The sequence below is a fragment of the Thermoanaerobacter sp. CM-CNRG TB177 genome (assembly GCF_018588165.1).
Classification (GTDB): Bacteria; Bacillota; Thermoanaerobacteria; order Thermoanaerobacterales; family Thermoanaerobacteraceae; genus Thermoanaerobacter; species Thermoanaerobacter thermocopriae.
This window is the reverse complement of record NZ_JAFCAC010000060.1, coordinates 54,684-68,010: the sequence shown is the minus strand read 5'-3', so window position 1 is coordinate 68,010 and position 13,327 is coordinate 54,684. Positions and strand designations below refer to the sequence as shown.

12 protein-coding genes and 1 pseudogene are annotated in these 13,327 nt (G+C 39.1%); all 13 read right to left on the bottom strand.

Annotated features, from left to right (window positions below; genetic code table 11):
• Nucleotides 1-7: 7 nt before the first annotated feature.
• Nucleotides 8-922, bottom strand: a complete 915-nt coding sequence (gene galU / locus I4N53_RS06815) for a UTP--glucose-1-phosphate uridylyltransferase GalU (RefSeq protein WP_012994812.1) — start codon at nt 920-922, stop codon at nt 8-10.
• Nucleotides 923-953: 31 nt separating this feature from the next.
• On the bottom strand, nt 954-2,321 hold the full coding sequence (glmM, locus tag I4N53_RS06810) for a phosphoglucosamine mutase (protein ID WP_214495908.1): 1,368 nt from the start codon (nt 2,319-2,321) through the stop codon (nt 954-956).
• Nucleotides 2,322-2,428: 107 nt separating this feature from the next.
• Complete coding sequence (loaP, locus tag I4N53_RS06805; protein ID WP_012994810.1) at nt 2,429-2,968, bottom strand: antiterminator LoaP; 540 nt, start codon at nt 2,966-2,968, stop codon at nt 2,429-2,431.
• A 238-nt stretch (nt 2,969-3,206) separates the two neighbouring features.
• The gene (locus I4N53_RS06800; RefSeq protein WP_012994809.1) at nt 3,207-4,715 is read right to left on the bottom strand and encodes an RtcB family protein; all 1,509 of its coding nucleotides are present in this window, start codon (nt 4,713-4,715) and stop codon (nt 3,207-3,209) included.
• Between the two features lie 145 nt (nt 4,716-4,860).
• Entirely contained in the window at nt 4,861-5,301 is a 441-nt protein-coding gene (locus I4N53_RS06795; RefSeq protein ID WP_012994808.1) for a SoxR reducing system RseC family protein, read from the bottom strand.
• A 143-nt stretch (nt 5,302-5,444) separates the two neighbouring features.
• On the bottom strand, nt 5,445-7,451 hold the full coding sequence (locus tag I4N53_RS06790; RefSeq protein ID WP_214495907.1) for a sodium-translocating pyrophosphatase: 2,007 nt from the start codon (nt 7,449-7,451) through the stop codon (nt 5,445-5,447).
• 417 nt (nt 7,452-7,868) lie between these two features.
• A complete protein-coding gene (locus I4N53_RS06785) occupies nt 7,869-8,357 on the bottom strand; it encodes a small multi-drug export protein (RefSeq protein WP_012269498.1) in 489 nt (162 codons plus the stop codon).
• A 362-nt stretch (nt 8,358-8,719) separates the two neighbouring features.
• A complete protein-coding gene (locus I4N53_RS06780) occupies nt 8,720-9,112 on the bottom strand; it encodes a MerR family transcriptional regulator (RefSeq protein WP_012994806.1) in 393 nt (130 codons plus the stop codon).
• 140 nt (nt 9,113-9,252) lie between these two features.
• The gene (locus tag I4N53_RS06775; RefSeq protein ID WP_214495906.1) at nt 9,253-9,693 is read right to left on the bottom strand and encodes a cupin domain-containing protein; all 441 of its coding nucleotides are present in this window, start codon (nt 9,691-9,693) and stop codon (nt 9,253-9,255) included.
• A gap of 29 nt (nt 9,694-9,722) precedes the next feature.
• Nucleotides 9,723-10,253: a flavodoxin gene (locus tag I4N53_RS06770; RefSeq protein WP_013150034.1), complete on the bottom strand. Its 531-nt coding sequence runs from the start codon at nt 10,251-10,253 to the stop codon at nt 9,723-9,725.
• Between the two features lie 41 nt (nt 10,254-10,294).
• On the bottom strand, nt 10,295-11,158 hold the full coding sequence (locus tag I4N53_RS06765) for an aldo/keto reductase (RefSeq protein ID WP_013150033.1): 864 nt from the start codon (nt 11,156-11,158) through the stop codon (nt 10,295-10,297).
• Nucleotides 11,159-11,323: 165 nt separating this feature from the next.
• A pseudogene (locus I4N53_RS06760) lies at nt 11,324-11,557 on the bottom strand (iron-containing alcohol dehydrogenase); the annotation flags it as partial.
• Between the two features lie 67 nt (nt 11,558-11,624).
• Nucleotides 11,625-12,620, bottom strand: a complete 996-nt coding sequence (locus tag I4N53_RS06755; RefSeq protein WP_013150032.1) for an aldo/keto reductase — start codon at nt 12,618-12,620, stop codon at nt 11,625-11,627.
• Nucleotides 12,621-13,327: the final 707 nt, after the last annotated feature.

The following is a 13,327-nucleotide window of genomic DNA, read 5'->3' as shown; positions in this document are numbered from 1 at the left end:
TTTATCTTTAAACTTCTTGTGTAATTGTTGGTGCAGCTTCTTCTCCCACCGGATCTAAATTTCTTGCAACTTCCAATAAATATCTCTTAAAAGGTTCTCTTAAGTCTTCTCTTTTTAGAGCATACTCAACAGTTGCCATAAGGTAACCTAATTTATCTCCCACATCATATCTTTTGCCAATAAAATCATAGGCGTAAATTGCTTCATAATTTAAAAGAGTTTTTAAAGCATCCGTAAGCTGTATCTCACCTCCTGCTCCTGGTGGCGTGTTTTCCAATATTTCAAATATTCTTGGCGTTATTATATATCTTCCCAGAATAGCTATATTTGATGGTGTTTCTTCTTTTTTAGGCTTTTCTACGAGATTATTCACTTTGTACAATCTGTCCTCAATAGGTGTAGAATCAACAATACCGTATTTATCTACATCCTCATACGGCACTTGTTGCACTCCAATAATAGTGCAGTTGTACCTTTCGTATTGTTCAATCATCTGCTTCAAAACAGGAACTTCAGCATCTACTATGTCATCCCCCAAAAGAACAGCAAAGGGCTCATTTCCCACAAAAGCTCTCGCACAGTATATGGCATGACCTAAACCTTTTGGTTCTTTTTGCCTAATGTAATGAATATCTACCATATTAGTAATGTCTTCCACAAGATGCAAAAGGTTTTCTTTCTTTTTCTTTTTTAACTCCAGCTCCAACTCTACTGATTTATCAAAATGGTCTTCTATCGCTCTTTTATTCCTCCCAGTTATTATAAGTATATCTTCAATTCCAGACTGTATTGCTTCTTCAACTATGTACTGAATAGTGGGTTTGTCCACAATTGGAAGCATTTCTTTAGGCTGGGCTTTGGTAGCAGGTAAAAACCTGGTACCAAGGCCTGCAGCCGGAATTATCGCCTTCCTTATTTTCACTATTTTTTCCTCCCAATATAAGCTTTATGGCTTATTTAAACTCCACGCCAAATTTAGCTAAAGCTTCTGAAAGCTCTTTTTTAATAGCTTCAAGCTTTTCTTCTGTCTTTGCCTCACATCTCACAATAAGCTCTGGTCCCGTATTAGAAGCTCTAACCAGTCCCCATCCTCCATCAAACAACACTCTTGCACCATCAACATCTATAATGTCATATCCTTTTTCTTTAAAGTACTCGGTCACACCATTTACCACATCAAATTTTTTCTCATCCTCACATTCTAATCTTATTTCAGGTGTTGCAGGATATTTAGGAACATCAGCTAAAAGCTCAGACAAAGATTTATCTGTATGAGAAAGTATTCGTAGTAGCCTTGCAGCAGCGTATGCCGCATCGTCAAAACCATAGTACTCATCTGCAAAAAACATATGGCCAGACATCTCTCCCGTAAATACAGCACCTAATTCTTTCATCTTTGCTTTTATGAGGGAATGTCCTGTTTTGAAAAAGATAGGTTTGCCTCCTAATTTCTCAATTTCTTCTACTAATGCCTGAGAACATTTCACTTCTACAATTGCTTCAGCACCAGGATGTTTTTTCATTATTTCTCTCCAATAGAGAATCATCAACATGTCTCCCCAAATTATGTTCCCTTTTTCATCCACAACACCAATTCTATCACCGTCACCGTCAAAAGCTATACCCAAATCTGCGTTTACCCTCTTTACTTCTTCAATTAAATCTTTTAAATTTTCTTCTTTTACTGGATCTGGAAAATGGTTTGGAAATGTAGGATCAGATTCACAATAGAGAGGATATACTTCACAACCTAAATTGTATATCACATCAGGATAAAAATATGAACCTGTGCCATTCCCACAATCGACAACAACTTTAAGCTTTCTGTCGCCTAATTTAACCTTTTCTTTTATCATATTAATATACGAATTAATTGGATAAGCATACTTCACATTTCCTGTACCTTCTTCAAATTCGCCTTTTTCTGCTATATAGTAAAGTTTTTTAAGTTCATCGCCATAAATTGTAGAAGGTCCTACCATAACTTTGAAACCATTAAATTGTGGCGGATTGTGGCTTGCAGTAATCATCATCCCTGCTTGATAATTGTACAGGACATTAGAATAGTAAAAAGCTGGAGTCGTCAAAACCCCTACATCTAATACATCACAGCCTGTAGAAGTAAGTCCTTTAATCAAAGCATCTCGTATAGGTCTTGATGATAATCTATTATCCCTGCCTATAAGCACATCCTTAATTCCCTTTTGTCTTACATATGTACCAAAAGCCTTTCCTATCATTTCTGCTGTCTCATCTGTTAAATCTTCACCCCACACCCCTCTAATATCATACATTCTAAACATATTTTCATTCAACTTCATTTGTCTCAACCTCCTTTTTATGTCATACAATTTAATTATATAAATAATACTGAAAATCCTCAATACACAATTTTCACAAAATTGTTTCTTAACTTTCCACAAATATATTAACAAGCGTAAACCAGACTCCTTCGCTGCTCAGATGCATTTTCAATTACTTCAATAGCTAAATCTACACTTTTCAGTTCTCCCGCTATACTAAGCATAACTTTTGCTCTCTTTTTCCTTTTGTCTATTTTCTTAATAAGCCCTTCGTAACCTTTTAATGGTCCTTCAATTATCTTTACTCTTTCTCCTTCCATTATACCTTTTGACACATCTATTAAATCAGAATTTTTAATAAGAGACAAAATTATTTTCATCTCCTCTTCTCTTACAAAAGCAGGCCTTTTTCCTTCTTTCAGAAACACACCCCTTTTTAAAACTTCAGACATTTTATAATATAACTCATCACTCATTTCGGCATTTACAAAAACATATCCAGGAAACAAAAGTTTAATTTTTTCTACCGGTTGTCCTTTTACTCTCTCTATAATTTTTCTTTTCGGAACAAGTAATTTCACTTCCTCTTTAAAGCAATTCTGAATGATATCTTTAACTTTGTTTTCAAAACCACCGCGAGTAAATATAACATACCATTTTTTCATTTTTTTACACCCCAATTAATAATTTTATCTCTTCTTCTTACAAAGTTCAACATAATATTTCCCAATTCTTGCATAAATGAGTATCCCAATGGAAAACAAAAAATTGGCACTCAATCTTGTCTTATTTTCATTGCCACCACATTTCTCAACAAAACTTATAAACTATCCCACAATCGACAATGTTTTTCCTTAAACAAATTTTCATACTTTTAAACATATATTCACCTCACTTAAAATTTTAATCTGCACCTTTTACAACCGCAAGAGGTATAAGGCGTGCAACAGGTGTTGTAATTCCTCTTTCTGAAAGGACAGAAATAACTTCTTCCACATCTTTATAGGCCAGCGGCGACTCATCAACTATATCCTTAAAAGACCTGACATTGTATATAACATCTCCCATAGCCTTTTCAAATTCCTCTTTAGTGATTTTTTTCGCTTTGTTGCGAGAAAGCCTTCGTCCTGCCCCGTGATTTACCGAATAAAAAGTTTCTGCCGCTTTCTCTGTGCCAACCACAACGTAAGAACCTGTACCCATACTGCCGGGAATAAGAGCAGGATGTCCTGATTCTTTGTAAAAAGAAGGATTTTGCGGATGCCCCGCTGGTAAAGCTCTCGTCGCTCCCTTTCTGTGAACAAGAAGCTTTTTCCCTCCATGTTCTTCCCATTTAGCAATATTATGAGCAACATCATATACCAGTTGAAAGCCCATAGATTCTGAAGATTTTTTTAATACATCTTCAAATGCTTTTATAACATCAAACATAATTATTTGTCTGTTTGAAAAAGCAAAATTCACTGCTGCTGCCATGGCTTTATAATACGCCTTACCCTCCTTTGAATCAATAGGAGCTGCCGCAAGCCCTTTTTCTGGAACATCAACACCGTATTTCTTTGCTGCCTCCCATAGAATCTTAGTATAATCTGTTGCAATCTGATGTCCAAACCCGCGGCTTCCTGTGTGAATCATTACAGCAATTTGCCCTTTGAAAAGTCCAAAACGCTCTGCCAATTTCTCATCCAAAATAGAGTCAACCTGTTGAATCTCTATAAAATGATTGCCCCCACCTAAAGTGCCAAGCTGCTCTTCTCCTCTTTCTTGCGCTTCTTTTGACACAGCAGAAATGTCTGCCCCTGAAAGCTTTCCACCCTCTTCAATAAAGTTTAAATCCGATTTTTTTCCAAAACCTGCCTTAATGACAGCCTCTACCCCATTATGAACTACATCATCAAAAATTAACCTCGTAATACCTTTATGCCGTCCCTTTTTCCCTATGCCTGTAGGAACATAATACTCAATCCGTTCTATAAGCTTATACAAAAGCTCTTTATTAAAATACTCTGCTTCAAGATTAGTTCTCAAAAGCCTTACACCACAATTAATATCATATCCTACGGCTCCCGCTGAAATAACCCCTTTCTCCTCTATCGCCATAACTCCTCCTATAGGAAGACCAAACCCTTCGTGAATATCCGGCATCCCTATAACTGGTTTCACCACTCCAGGAAGGGTGGCAGCGTTGGTAATCTGTCGTAAAGACTGGTCTTCATGCAAAAGCTCTTTTAAGGTATCATTCACATAAATTACTGCATCAACACGCATTTTGCCAAACTTGGGAATGCACCATTTATTAATCCCGTCTTTTACTACCGTATAACCCTGTATAACCTCTACCCCATGGAAGTTTACCCCCTTCCTATCTCTTATTTTCCTAAAATTCACGAATAAAAACATATCATCTAACATTAAATTTCTGTTGATTGTTCCTTATCTTGTAATTCTTTTTTAATTTCATTATATCATACTTTACGTTTAAGTATTCTAATAAAAGCCAATACAGTAAGTAATATAAAAACCCCACTTTTTATACATGTAAAAAGTGGGGTTTTTGTCAACGTTTTTGATACTGGTCGTCCAAAACATTTACTATTCTTGCAGTAAACATGCGACTCTTTTCAAAAAATCTGTTATTTACGTATATACCAGCGAAAACAAGTATGATAAAAAGAAGCCCTATTAGGAATGAAAAAAGTTCTTTCCACATGATATTTAAAATATCTGCAAGTTTCAGCCCTAAGATCACTCCCAAAATAAAACCTGCCAGTGGAATTACGTATAGTATAAAAGTAGCAGAAAGAAGCGCCTTAGACTCCATCTCAATTTCCACTATTTGACCTACTTCCGCCTTCGTTTCATTTTCAGCCCAAACTTTCAAAGGTTGTCCTTTAACGCCACCGCTGCATGCCCTACATTTATCACACGCAGATGTCCGTATCACTGCAACTTCGGCCTTGTTACCCTTTTTTGAAACAACAATAGCCTTCTCTTTCACAAAAATCCCTCCGATAGTTTTTATGATATCACACAAATACTTTTAAATCAATGTTATGTTTAAAATAAAACCGTCGTTATTAAGAAGCACTAAAATAAAAAAGACTCATGTGAGGAAAATCCCCACAGGAGTCTTTTTCAAAATTACTTCATAAACAGAGGTGCAAAAACCAGGGCCACGATAGTCATGAGTTTTATCAGGATGTTCAGGGACGGGCCAGAAGTGTCTTTGAAGGGGTCCCCCACAGTATCTCCTACAACAGCCGCTGCATGGGTGGGTGTACCCTTGCCTCCATAATTTCCTTCCTCAATATACTTTTTGGCATTATCCCAAGCTCCGCCTGAGTTAGCCATCTGAATTGCTAACATGACGCCAGTCACCAACGCACCAGCTAAAAGCCCTCCCAGAGCTTCTCTGCCAAATATAAACCCAATGGCTAGTGGTGCAATAACAGCAATAAGGCCCGGAATTATCATTTCCCTAAGAGCCGCTCTAGTGCTTATATCAACGCACCTTGCATAATCAGGCTTGGCCTTTCCTTCCATTATGCCCGGAATTTCCCTGAACTGCCTGCGAACCTCTTCGATCATCTGGGATGCCGCTTTCCCCACTGCTTCCATAGTCATCGCAGAAAACAAGAAAGGCAGCATTGCTCCTATTAAAAGACCAACTATAACATCAGCCCGCAGTAGGTCGATACCCTCTTTTAAACCTGCAGCGGTAGTATACGCTGAAAACAGTGCTAGAGCCGTCAGTGCTGCAGAACCAATGGCAAATCCTTTGCCCATGGCTGCCGTGGTATTTCCGACCGCATCCAGCTTGTCGGTGATTTTTCTGACAGATGGGTCAAGTTCGGCCATTTCCGCAATACCACCAGCATTGTCGGCTATAGGCCCATAGGCATCTACTGCAACAGTCATGCCCGTAGTTGACAACATACCGATTGCCGCGAGAGCTATACCGTAGAGGCCAGCGAATTTATAGGATATAATTATTGCTAACGCTATAAACAACACCGGCAAAGCTGTACTTTTCATTCCAACAGCCAGGCCTGTTATAATGTTTGTAGCTGGTCCAGTCTGAGACGCTTTTGCAATTTCTCTTACAGGATTGTAGTTAGAAGAAGTATAATATTCGGTAAGTATTCCTATCAAAACCCCCACTACGATACCAGAAACAGCCGCATAAAAAGCGTTAATTTCTTGCAAAAAATACCTGCTGAAAAAGAAAGTAATCAATATTACAAAAATAGCACTGGCAAAGCTCCCCTTGCTGAGAGCTTTTTGTGGATTGGCTCCCTCTCCTGTCCTTACAAACAAAGTCCCAACTATGGAACTGATAATTCCTGCCGCTGCCACAAGCATTGGAAAGATGACACCCTTGATACCATATGGTTGACTTGTTGCAGGACTGATAGCAACAGCACCAATGGCTATACCGGATATTATTGAACCCACGAAAGATTCAAAAAGGTCAGCCCCCATACCGGCCACATCACCTACGTTATCCCCTACATTATCAGCTATTACCGCCGGATTCCTGGGATCATCCTCAGGTATACCCGCTTCCACCTTGCCGACAAGGTCAGCTCCAACATCGGCTGCTTTAGTATATATTCCTCCGCCAGCTCTAGCAAATAAGGCTATTGAACTGGCTCCAAGGGCAAAACCATTGATGACGTCAAAACTTTTTACATCCGCAGGGTCCCCGAACAAGAAATATAGTATCCCGAGGCCTAAAAGGCCCAGGCCAACCACTGACATTCCCATCACAGTACCGCCAGAAAATGCTATGGAAAGGGCCTTATTCATTCCTTCCCGTGCCGCATTAGCGGTTCTTACATTGGCTCTGGTAGCAACGCTCATCCCAATAAATCCCGCTAGAACCGAAGCTATAGACCCTGTTATGTAACTTACAGCCGTTTGCCAATTTATGAACGTACCTATAACGAAGAACATTACGGCAACGAATATCGCCAGAGTTTTATATTCCCTCAACAGGAAAGCCATGGCACCTTCGTGTATGGCATCGGATATTTCGCGCATTTTCTCGTTCCCTACAGGACTCTTGATAATCATCATGGTGCGCATGAAAGCGAACAAAAGTGCAACCACGCCTGAGATAGGTGCTAGCCATATTAATTTTTCCATTATAAACTTCCCTCCAATACACAAATTATTTTAGATTACCGCAGTACCCAAAAACCTCATAAACTAAAGGGTTCTGCTATATATTTCCAAGGAATTCCTCACTTTTGTTTATTCGGCAAAAATGAGAGAATTCCTCTAAAAAACAAAGTTAAACGAAGAGCATAAGCGTAATGTTTTTTTCGATTTTTGGGTTGTTCTAATTACTATTTTATTGTAATAACTTTATTATTTATGTTTTATATTTCGCTTATTGTTGTTGTAAATTAAGTATAGTTCCAAAGATATCTCCCTTGCCATTTTTCTATGATAAATACTAGCCATCTATTTTCATAATTGTTATAACACATTTTACAATATAAGACAAGGTATTTAAGAGCCAAACCTTCGAATATTATAAGTTATTCTTTTACTTAATGCTTAGAAAAACAAACTTCCTACACCATAACTTAATATCATAACTAAAATAGCTGCTATAATATTTCCTATAAATATGGCTGAAAGCGCCTGCTTGAATTGCATGTTTAAAAGAGCTGCAGCTAAACTTCCACTCCATACTCCCGTTCCAGGCAAAGGAATAGCTACTACCAGTACAAGCCCCCATACGCCATATTTCTGTATTTTTTCCCCATTATACTTTAAAGATCTATCTGTAAGCTTATCTACTAACTTTTTAAATAATCTCGTTTTTTTAAGACGAACAAATATAGGTTTAATGGTAAATAATATAAAGGGTGCTGGTATCATACTACCTATCAAGCTTATAATCGTAGTATAAAAAGGAGATAACCCTAAAGATATGCCTATTGGAATTGCTCCTCTAAGCTCTATTACTGGCAATGCTGCTATAAATAGAACTGCTAATTCTCTAGGTAGAAAGTTGAGTATTTCTTTTACAAATGATTCCATTATTATACCCCTTTACATCCTACTTAGAATTTCTTTGTAATTTACATTACTCACTAATATTTATATTATATTGTTTACTAAATAGCTTGCTCTGCATTTTTATCATTATCTTTATCTAGTCTTTTTTAATATTATTATATCTCATAAATGATAAATTTTGAACAATAATAATTTAAATTCTCTATACTATCTCTTAGCAACTTTAAACCACAATTAATTAGGAAGCCCCCAAACATTGCAAAAGTCTTATTTATATATTCACCACAAAAGTTCCACGTAACCATCGTGTGAAAAAACGGAACAAAATAGCCTATTTGTGCGTCTATATTTTTGAAGAAAAATTTAGCCCGTCTTTTCATAGATTAGCTGTTGTGTGTCAATCTTTTTAAGTTGTTTTCTGCCGGAATAAGCTTAGTCTCATATTCTTCAATTTTAAAATTTAACCTTTCCAGCGCTCTCTTCATTTCTTCAATGCGGGAAAGAAGTTTCTCCCGTTGCTCGATAAGGATTTGTTTTCTGGCCTCTATAGTTTTGTCGCCCTGCTGGAGCAGCGTAACATACTCCACCAGCGTCTCAACTTGAACACCTGCGCTGCGCATACATTTAATGAATTCAATCCACTTACAGTCTTCCTCCGTATAATCCCGGATACCGCTTTCGTTGCGATTTACCCTGGGAATCAGGCCAATACGCTCATAGTAGCGGAGTGTATCCGGTGAAAGGCCAAATTTTTTGCTTACTTCTGCAATCGTCATGTGGCTTCACCTCCAATGTTCAATATTATTTAATATTCAGAGTTAACTCCAAGTCAAGGGTTTTAATATAGTAGCACTATCCGTGCTACTATATTAGATAGAAGTTTCTAACCCAAGTTTGTTTTATACACGTGCTTTGGCTATGCATCTTTTCCCTCTATTTTAAGCTGCAAATAATATTCATTAGAAACAGGTTCCATCCATTCAACTTCACCCTTTTTAGGATTAGCTGTAATCGCGATATGAGAAAGCCAACTATCCTGAGCCGCTCCATGCCAATGTTTAACACCCGGTTGGATTTTTACAACATCGCCTTCTTTGATTATCTGTACAGGCCGACCTTCTTCCTGATAATAGCCTCTTCCTCCGGTAACAAGCAAAATTTGTCCGCCGGGATGTTTATGCCAGTTATTCCTTGCACCCGGCTCAAAAGTAACATTATAGATTGGGCAATTAAAAATGCCGTCGTTAGAAGCCAGCGTTTCAACCCAGACTGTTCCTGTAAAATGTTCACTTTCAACTTTTTGCCCAAGTGGGAAAATTGTCCTGCCGCTTAAGTTTCTTGGTTCGGTTTTATCCATTCTCTTTCCTCCCTTTCATTTACGGTATACTATGATATCAAACCAAGTCTCTTAAGCCAGTCTGCAATATCTTTGTCTGCTCTGTTAACATTACTTCCGCGAATGGCTAAACCAGGCAGTACCTTGGCATTCGGGCAAAGTCTCTTGATATCGCGCTCACTGCTTCCCATTCCGCTACCTTCATGTGTGCAAAATGGAACAATGGTCTTTCCCGCGAAATCATAAGACTCTAAAAATGTAAACACAGCCATCGGCATCGTTCCCCACCAATTGGGGTAGCCGATGAAAATCACATCGTAAGAATTTATGCCGTCTAGCTTATTTACAAGTTCTGGTCTGGCATTTTGCCTTTTTTCTTCCTTTGCTACTTCTGTTGTTTCTGTATAATCTTCCGGATATGGCTTTACCGTTTTAATTTCGAACATATCACCACCAGTAAGTTCGTGTATCTTCTTCGCTATTACCTCTGTATTTCCAATCGGCAGGTTTAAAATACTGCCACCTACATAGTTATTTCCTCTGCGAGAAAAATAAGCGATAAGAATCTTTGAATACGGCAATTCCTACACTCCTTTCAAAATCACTGTTTTTCATTTACCCCCTATATATCAAATTTAAGTGTGCCAAGCCATTTCACGGTTTCCGGATCATTATGCGATAAGAACAAGCTCTTTTTTGTGTCTAATGTTGCAATCTTTTCCACATCCTCTTGACTCAATTCAAAATCGAAAATGCTAATGTTTTCAATCATCCTTTCTCTGTGCACAGTTTTAGGGATTGTGACTATCCCTCTTTGAACCAGCCAGCGCAAAATCACCTGCGCAACTGTTTTATTGTACTTTTTGGCTATAGATGCTAAAACTTCATTCTGAAAGATGTTGTTCCTACCTTCTGCAAAAGGACCCCAGGCTTCTGGCTGTACATTATATTTCTTCATGAACTCGATGCTTTCTGTTTGCTGGCAGAAGGGATGGATTTCAATCTGATTCACAGCAGGAACTACTTCGTGGTGAACTATCAAATCCATGAGACGGTCCGGATAGAAATTGCTCACACCTATTGCCCTCACAAGCCCCTCTTTATAGAGTTCCTCCATAGCCCGCCAAGCACAATGCACATCACCAAAAGGTTGATGAATCAAATAAAGGTCGATATAGTCAAGCTGAAGCTTTTTAAGCGATTTTTCAAATGCTTTTTTCGCTGATTCGTAGCCCGCATCCTGTATCCAGAGTTTTGTGGTGATAAATAGATCTTCTCTTTTTACTATACTTTCCTCAATTGCTCTCTTAATAGCCTTCCCAACCGCTTTTTCATTCATGTAAGCGGCTGCTGTATCGATCAACCGGTAACCCGCTTTGATAGCTTCGTAAACACACTGTTCGCACTGTTCAAGATCAGTGATCTGATAAACACCGTAACCCAAAATGGGCATCTCAACGCCGTTATTCAAAACTACTTTTTGCATGTTAATCCCTCCTACTGAACTAATTACATTGCCATACGCAGTATCTCTACAATATCTTCCTTCCTCAAAGGTGGACGACCTGGAAGCTTTCCTTCTTCGTCACAAAGAACTTCCAAAGTCTTATCAGCCCAATAGGAAAGCATCTCATCAGTGACTTTTCCAATTCGGAAGTCTGGGCGCTTTTCCTGCCCGTACAAGCATATCCTTAGGATCACCTTCATAAAGGACTGAGGCTGCAATTACTTTTGAGGCATCCATGACGCTGCCGCCACCCATACCTATGACCACATCACATGCCTCTTTTTTTGCCAGTTCTGCAGCACGCACTACAGTTGACAGCCGTGGGTTTGGTTCAACACCAGTTTTCATACCCGTTTTTCCAAAATCTCTGTAATGCATCATCCTACCTTCTATTATCAATCTTAGCATTAAAATAACTACTGCTCTTCAATTTCATTTAAAGGATTTATCGATACGTCATTTTTTCTACCTCTTCCGGATATCGCCCACCATGGATAGGAATTTTTGAAAGTGCTTCATTTATCTCTCTTAATTCTTCTTCAGTAAATGTTATAGATACAGCACCTATATTTTCTTTGAGTCGTTCAAGTTTTGTTGTACCAGGAATTGGAACAATCCAAGGTTTTTGAGCTAAAAGCCAAGCTAAAGCTATTTGTGCAGGAGTTGCTTGCTTTCTGCGGGCAACTTCCTTTATAAAATCAACAAGTGCAAGATTTGCCCGTATTGCTTCAGGTTGAAAACGAGGAATACTGCTACGTATATCTGTTGAATCAAATTGAGTTTTCTCATCTATAGTTCCTGTAAGAAATCCCTTCCCAAGCGGACTGTAAGGAACAAAACCAATACCTAATTCCTCACACGTTGGTAGTACCTCTTCCTCAGGCTTCCTCCACCATAGAGAATACTCACTTTGAACAGCGGCAACTGGACAAACTGCATGAGCTCGGCGAATAGTTTCTGCACTTGCCTCCGACAATCCAAAGTATCTTACTTTCCCTTCCTGGATGAGGTCCTTTACCGCTCCAGCCACGTCTTCAATGGGTACATTTGGATCCACACGGTGCTGGTAGTAAAGATCAATCGCGTCTACCTTGAGTCGCCTGAGAGAACCTTCTACAGCTTTTTTGATGTGCTCTGGTCGGCTGTTAAGTCCCCTCCAACCAGGTCTTCCGTCAGGATATAAATCAAATCCAAACTTGGTGGCAATCACCACCTCGCCCTTGAACGGCTCCAAAGCCTCTCCCACAAGTTCCTCATTAGTGTACGGTCCATAAACCTCAGCGGTATCAAAAAAGGTAACACCCAGTTCTACTGCCTTGCGAATGAGCGCAATCATCTCTTCCCTATCGGGAAGAGGATTCTGACCAAAACTCATCCGCATACATCCCAGTCCAATTCCGGAAACCTCAAGACCAGATTTTCCCAGTTTTCGCTTTACCATAGATAACCCCCCTATGTTTTTATCTACAATTTAAAGTATACTTGCTGGAGTTAACTCCAAGTCAATACCTTTTGGAGGATAAATCTTAGTAACTATCCTGGGGCCTACTTGTAATTTGCTTTTTTCTACCACCAACCGCGAAAATCCCCCAAAACTAGACCCTCACCTGCCCAAACCGATGGGCCTACTTGTTATCTTACTTTTCCCCGCTCGGCTGGTACCATTGGAATTGGAAAGGAGACAATGCCAGATGGCCACTGAGATTGCAGAAACCTCTGTGGAAAGAAAACGCAACATAGTGAACAGAGAGCTAGAAAACCCTATCCCTCCCGAAGACTGGACTTACAAGGACAGGTAGCAGCAACCTTCCAGCACGAAATCGACACAATTGATTCAGTCGTATCATTCTACAATGAGGGCGTTTCCCGCATTATCCTTACCGACCCGAAGAACTTGAATCTCGGCATAGGCACATGTAGCTGGTCGACTTCGTTTATGGAGAACCATCGTCAACGCTGCGTTGGAACGAGTAAGTACGGGTATCGCTGACTAAGCCAGCAAACCTTTTCATGTGAAGAAGTCCTGCCAGTTAAGAGAGGTTCACCGGGGCCTTTTATTTTTTGTGCTGACAATTTCCTACAAAAATTTTATTGGTCCTCTTTTAAGTCCTTGGGAAGTACACTATATTTTAACAGTTTCAATTCCTT

Excerpts from the sequence above, each read along its gene's own strand:
- I4N53_RS06765 (WP_013150033.1), bottom strand. The coding sequence starts at position 11,158 with ATGCAAAAAGTAGTTTTGAATAACGGCGTTGAGATGCCCATTTTGGGT.
- I4N53_RS06790 (WP_214495907.1), bottom strand. The coding sequence starts at position 7,451 with ATGGAAAAATTAATATGGCTAGCACCTATCTCAGGCGTGGTTGCACTT.
- I4N53_RS06780 (WP_012994806.1), bottom strand. The coding sequence starts at position 9,112 with ATGACGATTGCAGAAGTAAGCAAAAAATTTGGCCTTTCACCGGATACA.
- loaP (WP_012994810.1), bottom strand. The coding sequence starts at position 2,968 with ATGAAAAAATGGTATGTTATATTTACTCGCGGTGGTTTTGAAAACAAA.
- I4N53_RS06775 (WP_214495906.1), bottom strand. The coding sequence starts at position 9,693 with ATGGATAAAACCGAACCAAGAAACTTAAGCGGCAGGACAATTTTCCCA.
- I4N53_RS06785 (WP_012269498.1), bottom strand. The coding sequence starts at position 8,357 with ATGGAATCATTTGTAAAAGAAATACTCAACTTTCTACCTAGAGAATTA.
- I4N53_RS06800 (WP_012994809.1), bottom strand. The coding sequence starts at position 4,715 with ATGTTAGATGATATGTTTTTATTCGTGAATTTTAGGAAAATAAGAGAT.
- glmM (WP_214495908.1), bottom strand. The coding sequence starts at position 2,321 with ATGAAGTTGAATGAAAATATGTTTAGAATGTATGATATTAGAGGGGTG.
- I4N53_RS06755 (WP_013150032.1), bottom strand. The coding sequence starts at position 12,620 with ATGGTAAAGCGAAAACTGGGAAAATCTGGTCTTGAGGTTTCCGGAATT.